This is a genomic window from Nocardiopsis metallicus, from assembly GCF_014201115.1.
Taxonomy (GTDB): domain Bacteria; phylum Actinomycetota; class Actinomycetes; order Streptosporangiales; family Streptosporangiaceae; genus Nocardiopsis; species Nocardiopsis metallicus.
On the sequence record NZ_JACHDO010000001.1, the window covers coordinates 3287850 to 3312669 of the forward strand.

The following is a 24820-nucleotide window of genomic DNA, read 5'->3' on the forward strand; positions in this document are numbered from 1 at the left end:
GCCCGGCAGGTCCGTGACGGTCTCACCACAACCTAAGTTGGGTGCCTCGACGACGGTCTCCCGCTTCCTTCCGCGTACGCGGTGTTGCGCCACCAGCCCGCACCGCCGGGGTCGTGCGACCCCGGCGGGTGGTGCGGGTCCTACGGTCGGCTCCACGGGGCTTCGGAGCTCGCGCTCCCCGGTCTCCGGCCACTCCGGTACCGGTATTACTCATGCTCTGCGCCAGTTGGGCGAGGTTGCGTGCGGCGTTGACGTCCCGGTCCAACACCAGGGGACATTCATCGCAATCGTTCAGGTGTTCGAGACCAAACGCTAGCGGGGCGGGCGGAGTCGTGCCCGCCGAATACGACAACCCGCCGACTTCTTCTACTCGTGTAGACGGCCCATGCCTCAGACCCTGGACTCCGCAGGCTTCCATGGTGGTGATCTGTGATTACAGAGATAAGTGTTTGTCAATGAATCACGGAACAGCTCACGGCCGCGTCCCCTTTCCTGTGCGGCCTAGGAGCCCTGCCGCGCCTGCCCGGCCCTCTCGAGGACGCCTCCGCGGGCTGACGGCAGCGAAAAGGGGAAGGGCACCTCCGCGCCGGAGGAGTGTGGCGCGAAGGTGCCCGAGGGTCGGACCGGGGGGGGTGAACGGTCCTGGAGATGGCTCCGTGGGGATGCGCCCGCAAGAATGGCTCAGCGGAGATGAACCCGCGGGGCCGGGTCAGCGGGGCGGGATCAGCGCTGGCCCCAGGTGACGGAGGCGGCGGGGCCGACCCGGTTGGCGCCGGGCTCCCAGTCCGCGCCGCCGTCGGGCCAGACCTTGACCAGCTTCCACTCGGTGTCCGGGCCGATGGTGACACTGCCGGACCACTGCGGGTAGGTGCCGGAGTCGGTGGTCAGCGGGGCGCCGTCCGCCGGGTTCCAGGAACCCAGTTCGGGGGTGGAGCCGACCACGTGCACCTCCTGGCCGAACTGGGTGTGCACGGTCGCGGTGACGGTCTGCGGGTCGCCGGGCTCACCCGGGCCGCCGCCGTTGCCGCCGCAGTCCTGCCCGCACTCGCCGCCCACGTGCAGTGCCAGGGCGCCGTCGGCGGGGACGGTCGCGGAGACCTGACCGCCGGAGACGGTGGCACCGCCCGGTCCCGCGGCGTTGTCGTAGTCGCCGTCGGGTAGGGAGGTCGGGGCGCTCAGCTGCCAGGCCTGGCCCGAGGCGTTGAAGGCGGCGAAACCGCTCTCACCACGGTCGAAGGCCACACGGGACGATCCGTCCTGGGCGCGTTCGGTCAGGCCCGTGCCGCTCACCGCGTTACGGAAGGAGACCATGCCGCTGACGGCCTCGTCGCGGTGCTCGCAGACCCAGTCCGAGCTGGCGCAGTCGCTGTCCTCGGTGATCCATCCGGCGGGGTTGCCGTCGACCTCGCCGATGCTGGGCGGGCCCTCGGTGTCGTTGCCCTGGAAGTCGTAGCTCGACATCACCACGGGGGTGCCGTAGGGGTGCGCGAGCATGAAGGCGGTGGCCAGGTAGTAGCGGTCGCCGTCCACGTAGGTGAGGGTCGGCTCGTAGCGCTGGGTGTCGTGGTTGTCGACGAAGACCACGGACTCGGCGGAGGTGAGGCCGCCGTGGTCCGGCATGTCGGTGAGTCCGGTGATGTTCCCGTTGGCGAAGCCGGAGGCGATGTCGCGCTTGTAGTCGAAGTTGGTGACCTGACCGTAGGGCGTGTACGCGGTGTAGGGGACGGTCTGGTCGCCGTAGACCTCGTGGTAGACGTGCGGAGCGCCGCCGAAGCCGGGGACCTCGTCCAGCGCGCCGATGATGGCTCCCATGTCATCCTCGGCGACGTGCTTGGAGGCGTCCACCCGGAAGCCGCCCACGCCCATGGCGATCAGCTCGTTCAGGTAACGGGTGATCTGTTCCCGAACGTGCGGGGAGCCGGTGTCCAGGTCGGCCAGGTCGAGGAGCTGGCAGTTCTGGACCTCCCACTTGTCGTTCCAGTTCTCGATGGTGTCGTAGCACGGGCCGAAGTCGTCGTAGGCGTAGGCGGCCGAGCCGTCCCCGAACAGGTCCGGGTGCTCGTACTGCTTCCACTCGGTCCCGGCGCTGCCGGTGCTGGTTTCCTCCTGCGGGCCGGTCATGTGGTTGATGACGGCGTCTACGTAGATCCGGACGCCGTTGTCGGCACAGGTGGCGACCATGTCCTCGAAGTCCTCGGCGGTGCCGCGCCGGGTGTTGTCGACCTGGTAGGAGACCGGCTGGTAGTCCTGCCACCAGGGGTAGTTGCCGCCTTCGGAGAAGGGGATGACCACGTGTTCCTGGGGCGGGGAGACCTGGACGCCGCCGTATCCGGCGGGGCCGAGGAAGTCGGCGCACTCGGCGGCGACGGAGTCCCAGTTCCACTGGAAGAGGTGGACGATGGTGTCGGCCGCGCCCTCCTGGGCGGCGGCGGGGGGTGCCTGGGCGGCTTCCCGGGGGGTCGCGGACGCGGGAACCGTTAGCAGGCCGGTTCCCAGCACCACGGCACCGGCGAGGGCACCGAGTCGGGCTGTTCTCATGGAGCGCTCCTTGGGGGGGAGTCCTGAAGCGGGGCCGCGCTGCCCCGCCGCATCATCTTGCAGAATCCGCAAGAGTTTGCGTGGAGGTGATGAAGGTAACAGAAGAACCTTCGATTGTGAACAGGTGTTGACCGGTGCGTTAAGCACCCAGAGCCACGCAACAACGCCCTGACCTCAACGAAAGAACCTGCAAGAAATTCGAAACCACACCCCGGACCGAGCAGGAACAGGCGACACAGGACACCGTCGGACAGCAGAAACGCCGGTGGCGGCCCGGACCGTGTGTGGTCCGAGCCGCCACCGGCGGCGAGACGGCGACCCGTGCGGGCGGGTACGCCGACATGGCTGGAGAGGGCTACCAGAAGACCGCGACACCGATGTTGACGATGGCGAGGACACCGGCGATGATCGCCAGGTTCTTGGCGGGCTTGCGCAGGTTCAGCACACCGACGACCACCACGCCCAGGGCGACGAGGAGCTTCACCGCGACCTTGACGTGGTTCATCTCGACGATGTCCGCCATCTCGGCGACGCCGACCAGCAGCAGGCCGGTGACGAACTGGAGCAGGGCGCTGTGCAGCAGGACCTTGGTCGACTTGAGGTTGTCGGTCATCAGCTGCATCAGGAAACCGGCGATGATGCCGGCCAGGCCGAGCATGTGCAGGAAGACGAGCGCGGAGTAGAGAATGTCCATGCCCGTAGACTACTACGCCCTGTAGTTGATGACCCTGCTTTACTGACGCCCTGACGTAACAAAACAGACAACCCACCCCGAACGCACCCTCAGGCCTTCCGGGCCGGCCCCCACTGCCGCCACAGCAACCAGACCAGCACCATCAACACTCCCACGCCCACCGCCCGCAGCACGCCGTCGCAGTCGACCAGTTCCCCCGCCCGCGAGAGCACCGTCCGGTCGGCGACCAGGAGGGTGTCACTCGCACAGGCCGAGGGCTCGGCGTCGCGGTCCAGCAGCAGGCAGGCGGTGCTCACCACCCGGGCCCCCGCCTCGGCGTTCTCGGGCACCCGGACCCGCACGGTGTAGACGGCCTCCCCGTCCTCGGGCACGTCCACCCGCCAGTTGGCGACCCCCTCCTCCACCAGCCCGCCCTGGTCGATCTCCAGCACCTCCAGGGGGTCGGGCAGGTGCTGGGCGAGCAGCGCGCCCTCCACCGGAGTCCCGCCGCCGTTGGCCACGGTCGCCCGGTAGACGACCTCCTCCCCCGGCAGCGGCGGCTGGTCCACCCCGAACAGCGTCAGCCCCACCAGGTCGGTGTCGGCGAGCCCTTCACCCCCGGAGAGCACACCGGGCAGCCCTCGCTCCGGCTCGTCCTCGTCCGCGACGGCGGGGGCCGCGCACAACGCGGCGGCGGCCAGGCCGGCGAGGGCCCATCCGGACCTTCGCCCGAGCCCTCCCCCGCGCCCGCCCGCGACCCGCCGACCGGCCCCACAAGCGACCAGAGTCATCCCACGCCTCCTTGAGGTTCACCCTGTGACACCTCAAGACAACTACGCGCCACCGCCCGAGAACGCCCGGTGACACGCCCCCGACCAGAGGAACCTGCGACGGAAACCCCTCCTGAGCACGGCCGAACGGGTCTGAGACCGGATGCTTAGGAGGCACCTCACACGTCTTGGACGCCTTAGGCACCGCTTCCCCGGATCCGTGCGCAAAACCGGTGAATCCTCCCGATGCGCGAGGGACCCCCTTAGCCGGATCGTGGAGGACACAAGGGCGGGGCACCGGTTCCGCCGCACAACCGAAGGACTCACCGTGTTCCACCTCGCACCACAGCACAGCAGCCGGGCCCTCTCCGAGCGGGCCGCCCAGCGCAGCGAGCACCTCCACGCGGTCCGTGAGGCGCGGGCCGAGGCCCGCGCCCGCCGACGGGCCGCACGCGAGGGCCGACGCTCCGACACGACCTGAGGGCGCGCCCCACGACAAGACCGCGCCAACACCACCACGGGGGAACAGCATGGGCTACGACGACCTGCGCCTGGCCAGCACGCACGCCCTGTACCAGGAGCGCCCGCGCCGGGCCGAACCCAGCCGCCGCACCCGACGTCTGCGCAACGGGGCGCGGACCCGCCGCCGGGAAAACCAGGTGAGCTACCAGCCACCGAGAGCATGATGGGCGATATGCCCCTCCTTTCGGACACCAGTCCCGTCTTCGTCGGCCGCCTGGACCATCTGCGGTTGCTGGCCGACCAGGCACACCGCGTACGGACCGGGCCTCCGGGGGCGCTGCTGGTCGGAGGGAACGCCGGGGTCGGCGTCGCCGCCGAGCTGTTCATCAGCCCCAAGACGGCCAGCGTGCGCGTGTCCAACATCCTCGGCAAGCTGGCCGTTCCCAACCGCGCCACCGCCGGGCCCGAGCCAGCGCATTCGGCCTCGTCTGAGGGGCGGGAACCGCTGAGCACGGAAGCGGTGGGAAACGTGCTGGGCCGTACCCGATCGGCTACGGCCCAGCAGGCAGCCGCTAGCCCTCCGTGGGCGGGCCCGCTGCCTTCAAGGTGTCGGTGCGCAACACCCGCTCCGCGTCGAGGACCTCGATGCCGAGCAGCTTCCCGTCGGCGTCGAAGTCCAGGATGATCTCCCCGTCCGGGTCGGGGGTGGTGATCGAGTGCTGCTGGGTGACGGCCTCCCCCGCTCCGATGGGGTCGACGACGTAGATATAGGCGGCGCCCGCCTCACTGTCGTAGGTGATCCGCATGCTCTGCTCCTCGTGCGCGGGCCGGGACATCCCCGTCAGCCCTTGGTGACGGTGACGATGTTGCCGTTCTTGTTGTTCACGACCACGCGGATCCTGTTCTTGCCCTTGCCCTGGACGAAAACACTGGTGTTGCCCTTCCCCGCGGTCTTCTTCCCATTCTGGACGACCTGCTGGACGACCTTCTGGCTGACCTTCCGCTTGGCCATCTGGCCGGCGGCATGGGCGGTGATCCTCGCCCCCACCATCAGCGCGGGGATCCAGAACGGGTCGGCGACCACGGGGTAGACCGTGTCCTCGCCGAACTCCACCCGCTGCACGAGGGAGTCGCCCTGGACGGTCAGCTCGGTGGGCAAGGGGGCGCCGTCGGCGTCCACCGCCCACGGCGGGGCGACGGTCCCGACCATGTCGCCGTTCCCGTCGAGGACGAACGCACCGCCGTCCTCGAGCTCCACGAGCTCACCGCCCTCAGGCAGGTCGAGGTCGAAGCGGTACTCGTCCGGGGCGGACGGGGAGTCAATGTACAGCAGCAGGCGCGCTGTGCCACCGTCTTCCGTCCGAACCGCCGAAGAGAAGTCGGCGGAGTCCCCGGCGAACAGCATCGTGCCCGACGCGCCCACGGACGCGCGGGCCCGGTCCGGGGCGGGCATCCCGATGAGGATCTCCTCGCCGTCTGGGAGGGGGACGCGCAGGGCCGAGTCCGGCTCGGAGCCGATGGTCACCTCCTCCGGCCGGCCGGAGGAGAAGAACTCCTCGGGGTAGGCCGCGGACTCCTCCGCGGCGACAGCGTCGGCCACCTCGTCGATACGGTCGAGAGTGTCGCGCGTGTGGTCGGGCCGCTCGTCGGCGACCACCGCCGTCTCCGAGAGAAGGAGCGCGGCTACGACTCCGAGGGCTAGGGCCGGGTACTGCTTCTTCACCGGGGTGTCCCGTCTACGTCTATGGATTCTCCAGGAACACGGCAGCGCCCCCGACCACTACGGTTCGTGGCCGTATGGGTCGGGAGCGCGGTCGGGGAGGTGAATATCCTCTCGGGAACAGAAGGCCACAAACCTCCCACCGAGGAAGGAAGTCGGTCATGACCTTCGTTGCGTAGGCGGCTTCCCGATCCCTGACTTTGGTCAGGTCCGGGGTGGAGCGGCAGGGCTCGCTCGGGGCCGCCCCCAGCGGTACCGCCCCGAGCGGGACGTCAGCCTTCGAGATCGATGCGGTTGACCACCCGGGTGGCCAGCTCTTCCAATCCGCCCTCGGAGGCGAGCACCCCGGGCAGGGTGAGGTATTCGGTCACCAGCCAGTTCAGGGCCAGGTACAGCACCAGGACGGTGTCACGGCCGCCGGGCATACCGGCCTCCTCGTGGAAGGCGATGTTGGCGTCCAGGTCCGCGCGGACGCGGGCGGTGAGGTCCGCGCGCAGTTCGGGGCGGCGGGTGGCCTCCAGCTGGAGCTCCAGCGCGGCCAGGTAGACGTTGGGATCGGCGGCCAGACGCGTGACCGTGGCGCGCATGATCTCGGCGAGTTTGGCCCGGTCGCGGGGGCCGGAGAGCACGTTGTCCCACTCGGCCCGTGCGGGCATGAAGCGCTCATAGGTGCGGACGCTGGCCTGGGCGAGCAACTCCTCGCGGTTGGTGAAGTAGTTGGAGGCGGTGCCGACAGGCACCCCCGCCCTGGTGTCAACGGCCCGAAAGGTGAGCCCGCGGGCGCCCTCCTCGGCGAGCACCCCAATGGCGGCGTCCAGTAGCGCCGCACGCCGCTCCGGGTTCCTGACCACGTGTTTCTCCCTCTCATCGAGGGGTCCCGAAAACCCCTTGGCAAACTACTACATTCGAAGTACTTTGTTTGAAGTACTTTAATCATAGTGGTCATTCGGCCACGAGGACACCCTCACGAGGAGACACATGCGAACCCTCACCTACTTCGTCGCGGCCTCGCTCGACGGCTACGTCTGCGCGCCCGACGGTTCCTTCGGCTTCTTTCCCCTCGGCGACCCCGCTGAGGGCCTCGGGGAGACCGGCGAGTTCCATGTGAACGAGTACCCGGAACTGCTCCCCGCCCCAGCCCGCCAAGCGCTCGGGGTGGACGTGCCCAACAAGCACTTCGACACCATGCTGCAGGGCCGGGGCTCCTACCAGGTCGGCCTCGACGAGGGGATGACCAGCCCCTACGGGCACATGCGCGAGTACGTCTTCTCACGCACCCTGCCGACCGACGTCGACCCGAACGTCACGGTGGTGGCCGCCGACCCGCTGAAGATCGTCCGTGAGCTCAAGAGGGAGGACGGCGAGCTCGGAATCTGCCTGGTCGGCGGGCCCAGCATCGCCGGACTCCTGCTGCCGGAGATCGACGAGCTCATGATCAAGCGGTACCCGGTCGTAGCCGGACACGGAAAGCCCTTCTTCGAGGGCGCGGCCTTCGACCCCGCCGAGTTCGAGCGGGTGGAGAGCCACGTCTTCGAGAAGGGTGCCGACTACACCCTCTTCCGCCGGCGCGCCGCCGTCGCGACGTGACCCGCAACGCCGGGCCCGCCGTGCGCGCTCACACCGTCCAGCGGTTGGTGATGGGCAGACGGCGGTCCCGGCTGAGGTTGCGGGAACTGATCTTGGTGCCGGGCGCGCTCTGGCGGCGCTTGTACTCGGCCCGGTCCACCAGCCGGATCACCCGACGCACCAGCTCGGGGTCGTAACCGGCGAAGACCAGCTCCGCCTCACCCCGATCGGTGCCCACGTAGGCGTCCAGGACCGCGTCCAGCAGCGCGTAGTCGGGCAGGGAGTCCGCGTCGAGCTGATCGGGGCGCAGCTCCGCGCTGGGCGGTTTGGTGATCGAGTTCTCCGGGATCGGCGGGGTGTGCCCCTGCCGGGCCGCCTCGGCGTTGCGCCACAGCGCCAGCTCCCACACCAGCGTCTTCCAGCAGTCCTTGATCGGGGCGAAACCGCCCACCGAGTCGCCGTACAGCGTGGAGTAGCCGGTGGCGGCCTCGCTCTTGTTGCCGGTGGCCAGCACCAGGTGGCCCTCCTGGTTGGACAACGCCATGAGCAGCGTGCCGCGCACCCGCGCCTGGAGGTTCTCCGCGGCGAGCCCGCTCAACGGAGCGTCAGCGCCCTCCGCCGCCTGCTCGAAGGCCTCGACCACCGGGGCGATCGGCACCGTGCGGGCCGCGAAACCCTGGCGTTGGGCCAGGTCCTCCGCGTCAGCGACCGAGTGCCCACTGGAGTAGGCGCTGGGCAGCAGGACACCGTGCACCCGTTCCGGGCCCAGCGCGTCCACGGCGATCGTCGCGACCAGGGCCGAGTCGATCCCCCCGGAGATCCCCAGGACCGCCGAGGCGAACCCGTTCTTGGCCGCGTAGTCGCGCAGGCCCACCACCAGCGCGCGGTAGACCTCCCCGACGTCGGAAAGCGGATCCGGGCGCGGGGTGACGGTGTCGCGCACCGGTGCGCAGGGCTCCGCGGGCGCGGCGGACAGCGTGCGCCGGACGATCCGCAGACCGTCCACCACCTCGCCGTCACCGGCGCCGCCCCTGGTCTGCGCGGCCTCCGCCAGCTCCAGGTCGGCGAGCAGCAGAGCGTCCTCGAACTGCGGAGCACGCGCCATCAGCTCGCCCTCGGCGTCCACCACCAGGGAGTCGCCCTCGAAGACCAGATCGTCCTGACCGCCGACCATGTTCACGTAGGCCACGGCCGCGCCGGTCTCGCGGGCGCGGCGCGAGCAGAGTTCCAGGCGTGCGTCGTCCTTGTGCCGCTCATAGGGAGAGCCGTTCAGCGTGACCAGCAGAGCGGCCCTCGCCGCTCGCACCGCGGTGACCGGGCCGCCGTCCTGCCACAGGTCCTCGCAGACGGCCAGTGCCACGTCCACCCCGCGCACCCGGATCACCGGCAGGGTGTCGCCGGGCACGAAGTTGCGGTACTCGTCGAAGACCCCGTAGTTGGGCAGGTGGTGCTTGGCGGAGGTGAGCTCGACACGTCCCCCGTGCAGCACGGCGACCGCGTTCTGCGGCGCCCCCGAGGGCTGGCCGTACCGCTCACCCGGGCCTTCCCTCCGGGAGAGGAAACCCACCACCACCGGCAGCTCGCCCAGCCCCGCTTCGGCCAGATCGGTGGCCAGCGCCCGGGTGGCCCGCACCGACGCCGACACGAACGAGTCGCGCAGGGCCAGGTCCTCGACCGGGTAACCGGTGACGATCATCTCCGGCAGCACCACCAGGTGGGCGCCGGCCGCCGCGGCTCGCCGGGCGGAGCCCAGCACGAGCCGACCGTTTCCCTCCAGGTCACCCACGGTGGGGTTGACCTGGGCCAGTGCGATTCTCAGCTGTGCCACGGGCCGAGCGTATCCACCGATTGTTTCCGGGGCGTGTTACATCACCGGTCCGGCGCGACGAATACGGCCCGGGGTGGCCCGAAACCCCCGCGCCGGAGGTCATAATGCGTGTGCGGGGGACGGACCGGGCAGGCTGGCTGGCGTGTGCGGAAATACCCTGGAAATATCCGCACGGCACACTGGTCCCGGGACAACGCGTCCGGCTCGGCTCCGCTCAGGTGGGCCTGGACCGGGACCGACCGGCATCGAGGAAGGTTGATCGTGAATCGACAGCAGGAATTCGTGCTCCGCACGTTGGAGGAGCGCGACATCCGGTTCGTGAGGCTGTGGTTCACCGACGTGCTCGGGTACCTCAAGTCCGTGGCGGTGGCACCCGCCGAACTGGAGGCGGCCTTCTCCGAGGGCATCGGGTTCGACGGTTCGGCCATCGAGGGCTTCGCCCGGGTGTACGAGGCAGACATGCTCGCCCAGCCCGACCCCTCCACCTTCCAGGTGCTGCCCTGGCGCAACGAACCGCACGGCACCGCGCGCATGTACTGCGACATCCTCATGCCCGACGGCTCGCCGTCCCCGGCCGACCCGCGGCACGTGCTCAAGCGGCAGCTCGGCAAGGCCTCCGACCTCGGTTTCACGTTCTACACGCACCCCGAGATCGAGTTCTACCTCCTGAAGAAGTTCCCCGAGCACGGTGAGTTCCCCGAGCCCAACGACTCCGGCGGCTACTTCGACCACACGCCGCACAACAGCGCGCACGACTTCCGGCGCAACGCGATCAACATGCTCGAGGCCATGGGCATCTCGGTGGAGTTCAGCCACCACGAGGGCGGCCCGGGCCAGCAGGAGATCGACCTGCGCTACGCGGACGCGCTGACCACCGCCGACAACATCATGACCTTCCGGCTCGTGATGAAGGAGGTGGCCATGGAACAGGGCGTGTACGCCACCTTCATGCCCAAGCCCTTCACCCAGTACCCGGGTTCGGGCATGCACACCCACCTCTCCCTCTTCGAGGGCGACCGCAACGCCTTCTACGAGCCCGGCGCGGAGTACCAGCTCTCCAAGGTCGGTCGCGGGTTCATCGCGGGCCTGCTCCGTCACGCCGACGAGATCGCGGCCGTCACCAACCAGTGGGTGAACTCCTACAAGCGCATCTGGGACGACCCCGCGGCCTCCGCCGGTATGGGCGGCGAAGCCCCGGCCTACATCTGCTGGGGCCACAACAACCGTTCCGCCCTGGTCCGCGTACCGATGTACAAGCCGGGCAAGTCGAACTCCAGCCGGATCGAGATCCGCTCCCTGGACAGCTCGGCCAACCCGTACCTCGCCTACGCCGTCATCCTGGCCGCGGGCCTCAAGGGCATCGAAGAGGGCTACGAACTGCCCCCGGGCGCCGAGGACGACGTCTGGGCCCTCACCGACTCCGAGCGCCGCGCCCTGGGCATCAAGCCCCTCCCGCAGAGCCTCGACGAGGCCCTGCGCCTCATGGAGAACAGCGAACTGGTCGCCGAAACCCTCGGTGAGCACGTCTTCGACTTCTTCCTGCGCAACAAGAAGGCGGAGTGGAACTCCTACCGCCGCCAGGTAACGCCCTACGAACTCCAGCGCTACCTGCCGACTCTCTGATCGGGAGTACCGAGCCCGGGAGTACCGAGCGTCGAGGCCCGTCCCCCTGGCCGGGGACGGGCCTCGTTCTGTCGCCCGGCTATTCCCGATCCCGTTGCCAAGCACGTCACATACCCCCCGGGGTAGTATTCCTACTAGGCTGGTGGACTACCCCGGTCCCGCCCACCGCGCCTACCCCCTCCGCCCTGCCCGACTCCCTTCAGGAGCCAGAGACATGAGCAAGTTCGTCGACGTAGCGACCGTACGCACCCGGGTCGACAGCAACTCCGCCCCACTCCTGGTGGACGTGCGCACCCCCGCCGAGTTCGAGAGCTCGCACATCCCCGGCGCCGTCAACCTCCCCCTGGGCCAGCTCGACCAGCACGCTGGGCGCGTGGCCCGGGACACCTCCGAGCAGGTCGTCCTCATCTGCCAGTCCGGCCCCCGCGCCGAACAGGCACAGACCAAGCTGGCGGCCGCGGGCCTGAGCGACTCCGTGGTCCTCTCCGGCGGCATGAACGCCTGGGCCGCCGCAGACGCCCCGGCCGTGCACGGCCGGGAACGCTGGGCCCTGGAGCGCCAGGTGCGCCTGATCGCCGGTTCGATCGTGCTGGTCACCGCCCTGCTGAGCCTGTGGTGGACCCCGGCCGTGTTCGTCGCCGCCTTCATCGGCGCCGGGCTGACCTTCGCCGGGCTGACCAACACCTGCGGCATGGCACTCATGCTCGCCAAGCTGCCCTACAACCAGCCGGTCAACAAGGTGGACATCGAGGCCTCGCTGGCCCGGATGAGCCGGGCCGGTTCCCGAACCTGACAGAGGACTACACCAGACCGAGCTCGCGCGCCTTCGCGACCGCCGCCGTGCGGTTGCGTGCGCCGAGCTTGCCCATCAGGTTGCTCACGTGCACGCTCACCGTCTTGGCCGAGATGAACAGCGCCTCGCTGATCTCCCGGTTGGACAGCCCCTTGGCCAGCTGGACCAGGACCTCGGCCTCACGCGGGGTCAACCCGGCGGGCAGCGCGACCCTCGGGTCATGGGACCCGCCGAGTGCCACGCGCATCCGTGTCGCTTGCTGGCGCACGAACGGGGCTTCGAACCCAGCCAGCTGCTCCTCGACCCGTTCCACGAGCTCCCTGGCGAGGGCTGGCTCGCCCGCCTCGTGGGCCGCCCAGAACGCGCCGTGGAGGAACTCGACGCGCATGACCCAGCTGGCCCGCGCGACCAGCGGCAGCGCCCGCTTCCAATGAGCCAGGGCCAGGTCCGGCTCCACCTCCAGGAAGGCCCTGCTGGCGTGCAGGGTGAGCTCCCCCACGGGTGAGGTGGCCCAGTCCTCTCGCGCCAGGGTGGCCAGGAGGAGCCCGGCCAGTTCGTCCGCGAGGTCGCGGTCCCCGGGCGCGGCCCGGCGCCGCAGCCGCCAGGCCACCTCGGCCATGGTGGACAGGCCGTCGGCGACCAGACGAACCTGTGAGAGCACACCGGCGTCCGCCTCACCTGCGAGGAGCAGCCGGGCCGCCTCGGCCAGCCGTTCACCCGGGCCGTGCACGAGCAGCAGGGTCCGCATGTAGTAGTACGACATGTACTCCACCGGCGGGGAGGTCTCCTGAGGCAGCAGCCGGGCGATCCCGTCGGTGGCCTCCCGGGCGGCTTCCCAGTCACCCTCCACGATGTGCAGCAGGGCGAGGTCGTACTGGAGGTGAGCGCCGATCCGGCCCTCCGCGGAGGGGGCCTCGTTCAGCGCGGCCCGGACCTGGTCGAACCTCCCCAGGTCCATCAGCGCCTTGGTCACGCCGTTGATGTAGCTGGTGTCCGTGGCGCGCAGCGCTCCCAGCGCGGCCCGCCGTTCCATGACCTCACGGGCCAGGGCCAGCGCCTCCTCGAACTCGAACCGGCTCACGTGGTTGTTGCCCAGGTTGTTGAGGCCGCGCATCTCCACCTGGACCTCGCCGATCTCCCGTGCGATGCGCACGCCCTCGCGCAGCATCCCCAGGGCCTCCTCCGAACCCGTGACGTCCAGCAGGCTGCCCAGGGTGATGAGCGCATCGGCCTCACTGGCCCGGTCCCCGCAGGCACGTGCCTCACCGATCGCGGCGCGGGTGACCTCCCCTGCCTCGGCGTCCCGGCCCCACACCATCAGCACCGCACCGGTGGCGGCGCTCACAGCGGCCCGCTCCGGATGTCCTTCGGGCAGGAGCTCGGCGGCGGTGCGCAGGTCGTCCAGGGCGGCGATGCGCCCCAGGTCCTTGTAGGCCCGAGCGCGGGCGACCAGCAGGCGGGCCGCGGTCTCGGGTTCGGAGAGCGGGTCCAGGGTGGTGAGCCCGTCGGTGGCATGCCTGACCGACCGGGTCAGGCTGCCCGAGATCTGTGCCACCCGGCACACCCGCAGTAGCAGCTCTCCGGGTGCCAGTCCCAGACGTTCGGCGGCGTCGGGGACCAGTTCCCACAGCTCCAGCACGCGTTCGAGCAAAGCAAGGTGCTCGGGGTAGGCACTGGCGGCGCTGGCCTGAGCCGCGGCCTCCCAGGCGGCGGACAGGGCGCGCGGATGGTCGTGCGCGGCGTAGGCGTGGTGGGCCAGCTGGGCGACGGCCCCGGCACGCGGCAACCCCGGCACCCCGGCGTCCAGGACCTCGGCGTAACGGCGGTGGGCCCGCACCCGCTGCCCCGGAAGCAGGTCGCCCTTGACCGCCTCGGCCAACAGGGCGTGCCGAAACACGTAACCGGTGTCGTTGGCCCGCAGGACCCGGGCGTCGACGGCCTCGCGCAGCGCCTCGTCCAGGTCGTCCTCCCCGATCCCCGAGGCCTCGGCCACCTCGGCGAGCAGGGCGTGCTCGACCCGGTCCCCGGCCACCGAGGCCAGACCCAGCACCTTGCGGGTGCTCGCGGAGAGGGGTTCGACGCGACGCATGAGGAGTTCGCGCGGACCGTCGGGGACAGCGCCTCCCTCAGGCGCGGCGAGGAAGGACTCCACGAACAGCGGGTTACCGCCGCTGCGCTCCAGGAGCAGGTCCAGGGCTGTGGGATCCGGAGCCACCCCGCGCAGAGCGGTGGCCTGTTCGGCGACGGCCTGCCGGGAGAGCGGTTCGAGGTCGAGTCGCCTCACACCGGGCAGCCGTTCGAGCTCCGGGAGCACCCGGCGCAGCGGGTGGGTGCGGTGCAGGTCGTCGGAGCGGACCGAGACCACCAGGTGCACCGGGACTGAGCCGAGGTTGCGCAGCAGGAAGACGAGCAGGTCCCGGGTGGAGGCGTCGGCCCAGTGCAGGTCCTCGATGACAAGGCTGAGCCCGCCGGGGCGGGCGCGCTCCTCCAGGAAGGTGAGCACCGCCTCGAACAGCCGGGCGCGGCCGTGGTCGTCGGTGCTCTCCCGCACCGGCCCCAGCCCGGGTACCAGCCGGGACAGCTCTCCGCCAGTGGTTTCACCGCCCCCGCCGACCACGCGGACCAGCTGGCGCAGGAGGGCGGTGAAGGGGGCGAAGGCGATGCCCTCCGCGCCCAGCTCCAGACAGCCGCCCAGCGCCGAGTACCGCATGGGTGTGCGTCGCAGGTACTCCTCCAACAGCCGGGACTTGCCGATCCCGGCGTCACCGCAGAGAAGAACCGCCCTGGACTCGCCCTCACGCGCCCGGGCGGCGTCGGAGAGGAGGTGGTCGAGTTGCTGCTGGCGGCCGACGAGGGCGGAGACGGGTTCGCTGGGGGACATACGTGACAGTATGCCCGGCCCAGGCCGGTACGCCCACGGCTCAGATCACGCCGAGCTCGCGACCCTTGGCCACGGCCGCGGTGCGGTTGTTCACCCCGAGCTTGCCCATGAGGTTGGTGACGTGCACGCTCACCGTCTTGGCGGAGATGAACAGGGCCTGGCCGATCTCCCGGTTGCTCAGCCCCTTGGCGACCTCGCCCAGCACCTCCAGCTCGCGGCGGGTCAGCCCCGCCGACAGGGCCGCGGAAGCCTGGGCGGGCGCGGCCGGGCTGTCTCCCGCGGGGAGGGCGGCCCTCTCCCCCGGATCGGGCAGCCCGTGGCGGGCGCGCAGGACCCGTGTCTGGCGCTCGAACAGCGCCATGCCGTGCCGGACCGCCAGCCGGTGGAGCCCGTCCACATGCTTGACCGCCCTGTCCCGGTCCCCGGCCCGCAGGGCGGCGTGCGCCGCGGCCAGACCGTACTCAGCCTGAAGGATGACGTGGCCAGCGGGCCCCACCTCGGCCAGGGCCGCCTCGAACAAGGCCAGAGCGTCCCGGGCGTCCGGGGCCAGCCAGGCTTCGGCGGCCAGTCGGGCCGGGGTGGCGTCCGGATGACCAGAGGTAGCGGGCAGTTCGGCCAGGAGCTGGCGGATCTGCTCCACCAGTTCCCGGGCCTCCTCCCCCGATTCCTCCGCGAGCAGGGCGGCGATCGAGGTGTGCCAGGCCAGAACGGAGCGGTACAGGCCGTGCGCCATCGTGGCCAGGGCGCCGTTGGCGACCGCCTTGGCCAGCAGGTCCCGGACCATCCGTCCGGCGTCGATCCGGCGCCCCTCGTACAGGGCTAGTTGCTGGAGGACCATGTGGACCGGCAGGTGCTCCACCGGGGAGCTGACCCGCTCGGGCAGCACACGGCGGAACTCCTCCACGGCGGCGCGTACCGCGTCCGGCCGCCACCGGTACAGGTCCAGGTGCATGCGCAGGGTCAGCGCCCGCGCCGAGGTCACCCCGCCGTCGCGGATACCGGACAGCAGTTCCTCGCTCTCGGTGAACCGGCCCTGACTGAACCGGGTGACCGCCAGACCGTAGGCGAAGGCCCCGCTCTGAGTGCGGGTCAGGCCGAGTTCACGGCAGCGGCGCAGCCCTTCCAGGGACACCTGGGCGCTCTCCTCCAGGCGGTTCAGGTTCTTGAGGAAGCCGCTGAGGTTGCTCATCCCGCGGATCTCAGTCGGGACGTTGCCGGTCTCCCGGGCCAGGGTGATGCCCTCACCGAACAGCTCCAGCCCCTCCTCGGTCTCGGCGGGGTCCGTGAGGCTGGCCAGGGTGATGAGGGCGTCGGCCTCGCTGCGCCGGTCACCGAGCTCACGGGAGCTGTTGAGGACGCGTCGGGCGACGGTAGCCGCCTGGTCGTGGTGGCCGCGCATCATGAAGGTGGCGGCCAGGGTCGCCCCGATCGCCGGGGAGTCGGGGTGGTCGTGGGGGAGCAGGATGGAGGCGTCCGCCAGGTCCTCCAGAGCACCGTCACGGCCCATCTCCTTGAGCGCCCGTGCGCGGGCGTGGCGCAGCCGGGAGATGCGTTCGGCGTGGACCGGTGGGTCGGCAGTGGGGTCGTGGACCCCGGTGACGCCGAGTTCGTCCAGGCCGTCGGTGGCGTAGCTGACCGCGCGGCGCGGTGAGTCGGCCACCAGGCAGACCTCGCTGGCGCGGACCAGGACCTGGTCGCGGGGCAGACCGACCCGTTCGGCGGCGTCTGGCACCTGGTCCCACAGTTCCAGGACCCGTTCGATCAGGGCCAGGTGCTCGGGGGAGGCGTCCACGGCGGCGGCGTGTTCGGCGGCCTGCCAGGCGGCGGCCAGGGCCAGGGGCTGGTCGTGCGCGGAGTGGGCGTGGTGGGCGAGCTGGATGGCCCGCTCCCCCTCGGGTATGCGGTCCACGCCCTTCTGGAGAGCCTCGGCGTACCGGCGGTGGGCGCGTACGCGTTCGCCCGGCATGAGTTCGGACTGGACGGCTTCGGCGAGCAGGGCGTGCCGGAACACGTAGCCCTCATCGGTGGTGCGCAGGATCTGCGCGTCGATGGCCGGGCGCAGTGCGGAGTCCAGGGCGTCCTCGGTGATCCCGGCGCGGCGGGCGACGTCGGCCAGGAGGGTGTGCCGGACCCGGGTCCCCGCGGTGGCGACCAGGCCGAGGACACGACGGGTGCGTTCGGGGAGGGGTTCGACGGATGCGAGGAGGAGGTCACGGGGACCGTCCGGTAGGGGCGCTCCGGCGGGGTCGTGCTCCACGGCCAGGAACGACTCCACGAAGAGCGGGTTCCCGCCGCTGCGCTCGTAGAGAAGGTCCAGGTCGGCGGGGTCGAGCTCACCGCCGCGCAGGGCCGTGGCCTGGGCGCCGACCTCGTCCCGGGAGAGCGGTTCCAGGTCCAGGCGCCGGACCCGGGGCAGGCGTTCGATCTCGGGGAGCAGACGGCGCAGCGGGTGGGCGCGGTGCAGGTCGTCGGTACGGACGCTGACCAGCAGGTGGATGGGGGCGGGGCCGAGGTTGCGCAGCAGGAAGACGAGCAGGTCCCGGGTGGAGGCGTCGGCCCAGTGCAGGTCCTCGATGACCAGGGTGAGGCCGTCGGGCCGAGCCCGTTCCTCCAGGTAGGTGAGGACGGACTCGAAGAGCCGGGCCCGCCCCTGGTCGGCGGTGCCGAGGGCACCGCCGAGCTCGGGGAGGAGTCGGCCCAGGTCACCGGTGGGGTCCGTGGCGGGTCCGCCGGAGCGCACGAGTTCGCGCAGCAGGGCGGTGAAGGGCGCGAAGGGGATACCCTCCGTGCCCAGCTCCAGACAGCCGCCCACGGCGGAGGGGGTGTCGGAGCCCCGCCGCAGGTGCTCGTCGAGCAGACGGGACTTTCCGACCCCCGCCCCGCCGCAGACCAGGACGGCCCGGGCTCCCTCCGGACCGGTCCGGCGCGCGTCCGCGGCGAGGAGGGACAGCTGGGTGTGGCGACCGACGAAGACAGCGGAGGTTTCGTGGACCTGCATGCTGCCCAGTATGTCTGTTCGGACCGGCCGCCCCACCGGGCTTCAGGGCCGTCCGCACGTCCGGAAGCGGCCAGCCGGGCGATCAGTCAGTCCTCGGCACCGAGCCAGAGGTCGGGGCCGAAGACCTCGTAGCGCACTGAACGGGCGGGCACACCCGCGCTCAGGAACCGGGATCGGACGTCGCGCATGAACGGGAGCGGGCCGCACAGGTACACCTCGGCGCCTTCGGGCACCTCGACCCCGGCCAGGTCCATCGTTCCCGGACGCGACCCCGGGGAGGCCTGCGCTCCGCTCTCGTACCAGGTGTGGGCGGTGGCGCCGGGCAGCGCCCCGACCAGGGCCGCGATCTCCTCGCGGTGGGCGTGCGCCTGCGGTGACCGGTCCGCGTGCAGGACCAGGACCGGGCGGGTGCTGCCCTGTTCGGCCAGGTGCTTGAGCATGGCGACCATCGGAGCGCAGCCGATCCCGGCGGAGGCCAGCACGAGGGGGTGGTCGCCGCCCGGCAGGGTGACGTCGCCCGCCGGGGCGGAGACCATCAGGGTGTCGCCGGGGGCGGCGGAGTCGTGCAGGAGGGTGGAGACCTCCCCGGCCGGGTGCTCGCCCGCGCGCAGGCGCTTGACCGTGATGCGGCGGCGGCTTCCGTCCCAGCCGGAGACCGAGTACTGGCGGGCCTGGTGGAGGCCGTCGGGCAGTTGGACGCGCACGCTCACGTACTGGCCGGGCCGGAAGCCGGGCACGGGCTCCCCGCCCTCGGGTTCCAGGGTGAGGGAGACGGTGTCGGCGGTCTGCTCGACGCGGTCGGCCACCCGCCAGGGGCGCCACACGTCGCGGCCGGTGGTTCCGGCCTCCTGGTAGAGGCGTGCCTCCAAGGCGATGAGGCTCCCGGCCATGAGCCAGTAGACCTCGTCCCAGGCGGCGACGACGTCGGGGGTGGCGGCCTCGCCGAGGGTCTCGGCGATCGCGGCGAACAGGTACTTGTGCACGATGACGTACTGGTCCTCGGTGACGCCGAGGGAGACGTGCTTGTGCGCGATGCGCGAGAGCAGGGCGTCGGGGCGCTCGTCCGGGTGGTCGAGGAGGCTGGTGGCGAAGGAGGCCACCGAACCGGCCAGGGCCTTGCGCTGCTGGCCGCTGGCCTGGTTGCCGCGGTTGAACAGGCCGTCCAGGAGCTCGGGGCGCTCGCCCAGCATGGTCTCGTAGAACCGGGTGGTGATCGTGTCCAGGGCCCCGGCGACGGCGGGGATGGTGGCGCGGACCGTGGCTGCGGACTCGGTGGAGAGCACGCGTCCTCCTTTGGCGGGGCCGGGGCCCCGAATCAGATAATTGGCATCTGAAATGCATATTAAAACCGACGCGCGCAACCCCCGCAGCGGGGTGGGTGAACCAGCGAAACCCCAGTTCAGGCCAGCCCAGTTCAGGCCGGGGAGCCGTCCTCACGGAGCACCCTGAGCACCTGGCGCACAGACGGGGAGACCAGGGACTCCACGGTCACCTCGTCCAGGGAGGCGTAGAAGGCCTCACGGGCCTGGGCCAGGGCGCCGCGCAGACGGCAGGCGGCGCGCAGCGGGCAGGGCGGGTCGTCCTCGCACCCGGCCAGATCGCCCGCCCCCTCCAGTTCACGGACGATCGCGCCCACCGAGGACCGCCGTCCGGCCTCGGTCAGCAGCAGCCCGCCGCCGCGCCCGCGCCGCGTCTCCACCAGCCCCATCTCGGCCAGGCGCGCCACGGCCTTGGCCATGTGGGTGTAGGGCACGGCGAGCATCGCGGCCGCGGTACGGGTGGTGAGCAGCTCGCCCTCCCCGGCCACCGCGAGCCGCATGACCAGACGAAGGGAGACGTCGGTGAAGGCGGTCAGGCGCATGCGCCCATGCTAGGTCGCCCGGGAGATGGGACGTTCGCCCTCCGGGCCTCGGGGGCTTTCGTCCTCCCGACCCTAACTCCTGGGGTGTTCCTCAGCGGAGCCGTGGGGGCGTCCCTCCTCTGTTCCCGCCGTGCCTTCCGCCCCCTCGGGGTCGCCGGAGGGAGCGTCACGCTGGTGGCCGACGGCGTCCCGGGGCATCCACACCAGCACCACCACCAGCCCGATCAGCCCGAAGCACAGCGAGACCAGCGCCGCCAGGTGCAGCCCCGCCAGGAAGGCCTCCTTTGCCGGGGCGACCAGTGCCTCGCCCTGCACGCCCATGCTGCGGGCCAGCGCCATGGTGCCCTCGATCGACTCGCCGGCCGTATGCAGCTCGTCCGGGCCCACCCCGTCGGACCTCTCGGCCGCCGCGTCCAGCACCGGCGCGATCCGGGCCCGGTAGTTGAAGGAGATCACCGCGCCCAGAACCGCCACCCCCATGGCGGTGGCGACCTGGCGCACCGTGTTCTGCACCGCCGACGCGGCCCCCGCCTTGCCCGGCGGAACCGAGGACATGATCGCGTCCGTGGCCGGGGTGAGCACCACCGCCATCGCCGAGGCCTGGAGGAAGAAGAACCCGATGATCAGCGCCAGCGGGGTGTCCGCCTCGATCTGGGTGTAGAAGACGAAACTGCAGCACACGATCACGACCCCCACCGCGGCGAGCGTGCGCGGACCGACCCAGCGCACCAGGGCGGGGCTCAGCGGAGCGAAGATCATCTGGCCCAGCGCGGCCGGGAGCACCAGCAGGCCCGCGGTGAACGGCGAGAATTCGCGCACGCTCTGCCAGTAGAAGCTCAGGAAGAAGATGATCCCGGCCATACTGAAGAACAGCACCATGATCGTGGCGATGGACACGCTGAACCGGGGGTTGCGGAAGAACCGCACGTCCAGCGAGGGTTCGGGGGTGCGCGACTCGTGGAGCAGGAACAGCGCGAGTACCGCCGCGCCCAGCAACAGCGAACCGAACACGTCCCAGTCGGCCAGCGAGGCCCGCTCCCCCGCCGTGATGATGCCGTAGACGAGCAGCACCAGGCCCGGGACGGACAACAGCACACCGATCACGTCCGGTCGCCCGGGGGCCTCATCCCTGGACTCGGGGATGAGCAGGTACATCAGCGCCAGCCCGACGATCACGAAGGGCACGTTCACCAGGAAGATCGAACCCCACCAGAAGTTCTCCAGGAGCAGGCCGCCCGCCGACGGGCCGATCGCCATGGCCAGGCCTACCGCACCCGCCCACAACCCGATCGCCCGGCCGCGCTCCTGCGCCGGGAAGACGTTGGTGATCACCGAAAGGGTCTGCGGCATCACCATGGAGGCGCCCAGCCCCATCACGGCGCGGGCCGCGATGAGCTGTTCGGGGTTCTGGGAGTAGGCCGACAGCGCCGAGGCCGTACCGAACACCGCCAACCCGGCCACGAGCAGCCGCCGCCTGCCCCAGCGGTCGCCGAGCACCCCGAAGGGGAACAGCAGACCGGCGAAGACCAGGGTGTAGGAGTTGATCGCCCAGGCCAGCTGCGACTGGCTGGCGCCCACCCCGTCGACCGGATCGGAGAGGGTGCGCAGCGCGACGTTGAGGATGGTGTTGTCGGCCACGATCACCAGCAGACAGATGATGAGCACCGCCAGCCCGCCCCACCTGCGCCGATACGCCGTTTGCTGATCCACGGGCCCACCCCTCGGTCCACGGCTCCCGCCCCTGGCGCGGGCCGGTGCCGCTGTCATGCTAGCCATCCGCCCCCGGCCGGGCCGTTTCCGCCGGAGGAGCCGAGCGCGCGCCCGGGAGTGGGAAAGGCTCACAAATATTCACCCTTAATCCCACCGCTCCGCCTTCAAGCCCGCCCGGACACGCTTTCCCGCAGTTGTTGCGTTCGGTGTTCGGGAATGTGAAAAAGGCGGCCGCCCCGGGGAGCGCGGCGGTACCGCTCCGTGCGATGATGCTCCTGTGCGGGCCCCGCACACCTGTTCCTCCACACCGGCGCGTCCGGGCGGTCCGGAAACGGTATCGGGGAACAAGCCGCACCGGCATACCGTTCCTTTCGGGGAACCCCTCCCCTGCCGGGGAACCCGCGTGCGCGAGCACGCATGACAACTGTTTTCGTCCACAGGTCCGGGGACACCCCACGCGGGTGCTTCGAGACGACGGAGGAAGAACCCATCATGAGCACCACTGCCAAGACCCCTTCCGCCGGGAACGCCCTTTACGGCGGGGTCACCAGCCGACGCGTCACCATCCGTGACCTGGCCCTGGCCAAGCAGCGCGGCGAGCGCTGGCCGATGCTGACCGCCTACGACGCCCTGACCTCGCGGATCTTCGACGAGGCGGGCATCCCCGTCCTCCTCGTGGGCGACTCCGCCGCCAACGTGGTCTACGGATACGACTCCACCGTCCCGGTGACGGTGGACGAGCTCGTCCCGCTGACCGCGGCCGTCGCCCGCTCCACCAAGCGGGCGCTGGTCGTGGCCGACCTTCCCTTCGGCTCCTACCAGGGCTCTCCCCAGCAGGCGCTGGAGGCGGCCTCCCGGTTCATGAAGGAAGGCAACGCCCAAGCCGTGAAGCTGGAGGGCGGCCACGCTGTCGCACCCCAGGTCGAGCTGCTGACCTCGGCGGGCATCCCGGTCATGGGCCACGTCGGCCTGACCCCGCAGTCGGTGAACACCCTGGGCGGCTACCGTGTGCAGGGCCGGGGCGAGGCCGCCGCCGGTCTACTCAAGGACGCCAAGGAGCTGGAGCGCGCGGGTGCGTTCGCGGTGGTGCTGGAGGCGGTCCCGGCCGACCTGGCCGCCGAGGTCACCGAACAGCTGTCCGTGCCGACCATCGGGATCGGCGCCGGCCCCTCCACCGACGCCCAGGTGCTGGTGTGGCAGGACATGGCCGGGCTGAGCCCGCGGGTGGCGAAGTTCGTCAAGACCTACGCCAACCTGGCCGAGACCCTGCGCGAGGCCGCCTCCGACTACGCGGACGAGGTCGTCAACGGCAGCTTCCCGGCCGCGGAGCACACCTACGCCAGCTGATTTCCGCTGTTTCCCAGCTGAGCGGCTGACCACGCCGCCGGTCGGGGCCGCTGTGCTCCGACCGGCGGTTTTCTCACGCCCCGGGCGCGCGGACCGATTCCGAGGCCGAAGCGGACGTCGGGTTCCTCAGGTCTCTGCGTTCCGCGAAGCGGCCTCCGGTTCCGCCGGGGGTCGCTCCAGCCCCTTGGCGGCGCGGCCGAAGGCGGGCAGGGTCACCGCCGCCAGGTACACGGCCGCTCCGGCCGCCAGGACCGGGGCGACCCCGAGCAGACCGATCGCCACGCCGATGCCCGGGGCCGCGACCGGTGCGCCCAGCCGGGCCAGCGCCCCCACCATGGACGTCCCCCGGCCGACCACGTGTCTGGGCAGGCGCTCGAAGATCACCGCGGACAGGATCGGGTTGATCAGTCCGCCGCCGAGCCCGGACACCGCCCAGACCGCCAGAACCACCCACAGCGGGACGTCCAGGGCCAGCACGAGGATGCGCGGCGGACCGGCGACCACCATGGCGGCGAAGAAGGCGGCCCGGCGGGGCAGCCGGTGGCCGATCCACACCGCGAGCAGTGAACCCGCCACGGAGGCGCCGCCGAGCGCGCCCGCGACCAGTCCCACGGCCTGGGGACCCCAGCCGCCCTCGTGCGCCCAGATCGGTAGGGCCAGGCTCATCACGGCGACGTCCACGACGTTGGTCACCAGGATCATCGCGACCAGCATCCGCAGCGGCAGGTCGCCCCAGACCGCCCGCCAACCCGCGTGCAGGCGGGCCAGGTAGCCGTCCTCGGCCTCCGGGTCGGCCTCGGCCCGGCCCGCCGTTTCGGTGTCGCGGCGCAGCAGGAACATCATCACCAGGGCGGAGAGCACCATGAGCGCGGCGTTCACGTAGAGCGCGGTGAGCGCGCCCAGGGCGGCGACCACCGCGCCGGCCGCGATCGGGCCCACCGTCATGGAGAGGCGGTCGACGGTACCGGTCAGGCCGGTGACCCGTTCCAGGCGCACGTTGGCCGCGGCGGCCACGAACGGGGAGAGCGACACCTTGGCCGCTTCCGAAGGGCCGGTGGCCAGGCCGATCACGGTGACCAGGACGAGTAGTACCGGGAACGGGAGCAACCCGGCGGAGAACAGCAGTGGCACGGCGAGGAGCGCGACGGCGGCCAGCAGGTCCACCCGGACGCTCACGGCGCGCTGGCCCACCCGGTCCAGGACCGGGCCGACGAACAGCCGGGCCAGGGTGTAGGAGCCCAGTTCGAAGAGGGTGACCAGCCCCATCAGGGCGGGGCTGCCGGTGGTCTCCAGGACGAACCAGGGGATGGCGATCATGGCCAGCCGGGTGCCCGTGTAGGCGAAGGCCTCGGAGGTGACCAGGCCGATGACCGGTCTCATGGGGAGTCCTCGGGGCCGGGGTCGGCAGCGAGGTCCGGGGCCGGGTCGGGGCCGGGCTGGGGGAAGGCGGCCAGCTGGACGTGCACCGTGCGCTCGCCCGGGGTACCCGCGTTTCCCTCGGCGGTGTGCCGGTTGAGTACCTCGACGAGCTCCGCGCGCAGGCTCTGCGCCTGCTCCAGGGTCAGGGAGAGCGTGCGGTCGGACATGAACTGGGCCTCGCGCCAGCCCTCGGGCTGGGCCGACCACTGGTTGACCGCCGCGCCCAGGCGTTCGGACCAGCCCGCGGCGATGGCGTGGCGCAGCGCGGTGGTGAGTTCGGGGGCCTCGGTGTCCAGGTGCTCGGGCAGGCGGAAGCCGTCGGCGTCCGCCCGCCACCAGCGCTCCCGGCTGGTACCCAGGTCCGGGTCCTCCCGGATGAACCCGTAGGCCTCCAGCTGACGCAGGTGGTAGCTGGCCGAGGCCGAGGAGACGCCCAGCTTCTCGGCGACGGCCTTGCCGGTGGCCGGTGCCTTCTGGAGCAGCTGGTACACGCGCATGCGCAGGGGGTGGGCCAGGCCGCGCAGGGACCGGGCGTCCAGCACGGCGGCGCTCTCGAAGGGGTCAGGGACGGCCGGGCGGTCTTCGGCCGGGCGGTCTTCGAAGGGTGTGCTCATACCTCGACCATAGATGC

At 71.1% G+C, this 24820-nt stretch carries 21 protein-coding genes; 7 read left to right on the forward strand and 14 right to left on the reverse strand.

The window, feature by feature from the left end; all coding sequences use genetic code 11:
• Positions 1 to 723: 723 nt before the first annotated feature.
• The 3 genes from HNR07_RS14240 to HNR07_RS14250 form a co-directional block, all read right to left on the reverse strand.
• On the reverse strand, positions 724 to 2538 hold the full coding sequence (locus tag HNR07_RS14240; RefSeq protein ID WP_184365407.1) for a carbohydrate-binding module family 20 domain-containing protein: 1815 nt from the start codon (positions 2536 to 2538) through the stop codon (positions 724 to 726).
• A 355-nt stretch (positions 2539 to 2893) separates the two neighbouring features.
• Positions 2894 to 3232, reverse strand: a complete 339-nt coding sequence (locus tag HNR07_RS14245) for a hypothetical protein (RefSeq protein ID WP_184365408.1) — start codon at positions 3230 to 3232, stop codon at positions 2894 to 2896.
• Between the two features lie 89 nt (positions 3233 to 3321).
• On the reverse strand, positions 3322 to 4002 hold the full coding sequence (locus tag HNR07_RS14250; protein ID WP_246420307.1) for a hypothetical protein: 681 nt from the start codon (positions 4000 to 4002) through the stop codon (positions 3322 to 3324).
• Between the two features lie 307 nt (positions 4003 to 4309).
• Between HNR07_RS14250 and HNR07_RS14255 the strand changes: the two genes are divergently transcribed.
• The 3 genes from HNR07_RS14255 to HNR07_RS34380 are packed head-to-tail and all read left to right on the forward strand — an operon-like array spanning position 4310 to position 5128.
• Positions 4310 to 4462, forward strand: a complete 153-nt coding sequence (locus tag HNR07_RS14255) for a hypothetical protein (RefSeq protein ID WP_017581624.1) — start codon at positions 4310 to 4312, stop codon at positions 4460 to 4462.
• Positions 4463 to 4511: 49 nt separating this feature from the next.
• Complete coding sequence (locus HNR07_RS14260) at positions 4512 to 4667, forward strand: hypothetical protein (RefSeq protein ID WP_184365409.1); 156 nt, start codon at positions 4512 to 4514, stop codon at positions 4665 to 4667.
• On the forward strand, positions 4667 to 5128 hold the full coding sequence (locus tag HNR07_RS34380; protein WP_246420309.1) for a LuxR C-terminal-related transcriptional regulator: 462 nt from the start codon (positions 4667 to 4669) through the stop codon (positions 5126 to 5128). Before HNR07_RS14260 ends, HNR07_RS34380 begins: the two co-directional genes overlap by 1 nt.
• On the opposite strand, the gene HNR07_RS14270 is transcribed toward HNR07_RS34380, so the two are convergent.
• From HNR07_RS14270 to HNR07_RS14280, 3 genes are all read right to left on the reverse strand, one after another.
• Positions 5016 to 5249: a DUF2283 domain-containing protein gene (locus HNR07_RS14270; RefSeq protein WP_246420960.1), complete on the reverse strand. Its 234-nt coding sequence runs from the start codon at positions 5247 to 5249 to the stop codon at positions 5016 to 5018. The two genes, HNR07_RS34380 and HNR07_RS14270, sit on opposite strands and share 113 nt — an antisense overlap.
• Before the next feature lie 35 nt (positions 5250 to 5284).
• Entirely contained in the window at positions 5285 to 6166 is an 882-nt protein-coding gene (locus HNR07_RS35905; protein WP_184365411.1) for a DUF4258 domain-containing protein, read from the reverse strand.
• 269 nt (positions 6167 to 6435) lie between these two features.
• Positions 6436 to 7014, reverse strand: a complete 579-nt coding sequence (locus HNR07_RS14280; RefSeq protein ID WP_184365412.1) for a TetR/AcrR family transcriptional regulator — start codon at positions 7012 to 7014, stop codon at positions 6436 to 6438.
• Between the two features lie 127 nt (positions 7015 to 7141).
• On the opposite strand from HNR07_RS14280, the gene HNR07_RS14285 reads away from it, so the two are divergent.
• Positions 7142 to 7750, forward strand: a complete 609-nt coding sequence (locus HNR07_RS14285; protein WP_184365413.1) for a dihydrofolate reductase family protein — start codon at positions 7142 to 7144, stop codon at positions 7748 to 7750.
• Between the two features lie 28 nt (positions 7751 to 7778).
• On the opposite strand, the gene HNR07_RS14290 is transcribed toward HNR07_RS14285, so the two are convergent.
• Complete coding sequence (locus tag HNR07_RS14290) at positions 7779 to 9557, reverse strand: NAD+ synthase (protein WP_184365414.1); 1779 nt, start codon at positions 9555 to 9557, stop codon at positions 7779 to 7781.
• 261 nt (positions 9558 to 9818) lie between these two features.
• Between HNR07_RS14290 and HNR07_RS14295 the strand changes: the two genes are divergently transcribed.
• Together HNR07_RS14295 and HNR07_RS14300 are read left to right on the forward strand one after the other, a co-directional pair.
• On the forward strand, positions 9819 to 11180 hold the full coding sequence (locus tag HNR07_RS14295) for a glutamine synthetase family protein (protein WP_184365415.1): 1362 nt from the start codon (positions 9819 to 9821) through the stop codon (positions 11178 to 11180).
• Between the two features lie 214 nt (positions 11181 to 11394).
• A complete protein-coding gene (locus tag HNR07_RS14300) occupies positions 11395 to 11973 on the forward strand; it encodes a rhodanese-like domain-containing protein (protein ID WP_184365416.1) in 579 nt (192 codons plus the stop codon).
• A 7-nt stretch (positions 11974 to 11980) separates the two neighbouring features.
• On the opposite strand, the gene HNR07_RS14305 is transcribed toward HNR07_RS14300, so the two are convergent.
• The 5 genes from HNR07_RS14305 to HNR07_RS14325 form a co-directional block, all read right to left on the reverse strand.
• The gene (locus tag HNR07_RS14305; protein WP_184365417.1) at positions 11981 to 14854 is read right to left on the reverse strand and encodes a helix-turn-helix transcriptional regulator; all 2874 of its coding nucleotides are present in this window, start codon (positions 14852 to 14854) and stop codon (positions 11981 to 11983) included.
• A 40-nt stretch (positions 14855 to 14894) separates the two neighbouring features.
• Positions 14895 to 17852 carry a helix-turn-helix transcriptional regulator gene (locus HNR07_RS14310; protein WP_184365418.1) on the reverse strand — a complete coding sequence of 986 codons (2958 nt, stop codon included), beginning with the start codon at positions 17850 to 17852 and terminating at the stop codon, positions 14895 to 14897.
• An 86-nt stretch (positions 17853 to 17938) separates the two neighbouring features.
• Positions 17939 to 19135, reverse strand: a complete 1197-nt coding sequence (locus HNR07_RS14315; protein ID WP_184365419.1) for a globin domain-containing protein — start codon at positions 19133 to 19135, stop codon at positions 17939 to 17941.
• A gap of 131 nt (positions 19136 to 19266) precedes the next feature.
• Complete coding sequence (locus HNR07_RS14320; RefSeq protein ID WP_184365420.1) at positions 19267 to 19713, reverse strand: RrF2 family transcriptional regulator; 447 nt, start codon at positions 19711 to 19713, stop codon at positions 19267 to 19269.
• A gap of 72 nt (positions 19714 to 19785) precedes the next feature.
• Positions 19786 to 21480: an MFS transporter gene (locus HNR07_RS14325; protein ID WP_246420310.1), complete on the reverse strand. Its 1695-nt coding sequence runs from the start codon at positions 21478 to 21480 to the stop codon at positions 19786 to 19788.
• A gap of 435 nt (positions 21481 to 21915) precedes the next feature.
• On the opposite strand from HNR07_RS14325, the gene panB reads away from it, so the two are divergent.
• The gene (gene panB, locus HNR07_RS14330) at positions 21916 to 22770 is read left to right on the forward strand and encodes a 3-methyl-2-oxobutanoate hydroxymethyltransferase (RefSeq protein ID WP_184365421.1); all 855 of its coding nucleotides are present in this window, start codon (positions 21916 to 21918) and stop codon (positions 22768 to 22770) included.
• 126 nt (positions 22771 to 22896) lie between these two features.
• Here the strand turns inward: panB and HNR07_RS14335 are convergent, their stop codons facing one another.
• Together HNR07_RS14335 and HNR07_RS14340 are read right to left on the reverse strand one after the other, a co-directional pair.
• Positions 22897 to 24150: an MFS transporter gene (locus tag HNR07_RS14335; protein WP_184365422.1), complete on the reverse strand. Its 1254-nt coding sequence runs from the start codon at positions 24148 to 24150 to the stop codon at positions 22897 to 22899.
• Positions 24147 to 24803, reverse strand: coding sequence for an ArsR/SmtB family transcription factor (locus HNR07_RS14340; RefSeq protein WP_184365423.1), 657 nt, complete (start codon positions 24801 to 24803; stop codon positions 24147 to 24149). Before HNR07_RS14340 ends, HNR07_RS14335 begins: the two co-directional genes overlap by 4 nt.
• Positions 24804 to 24820 lie beyond the last annotated feature (17 nt).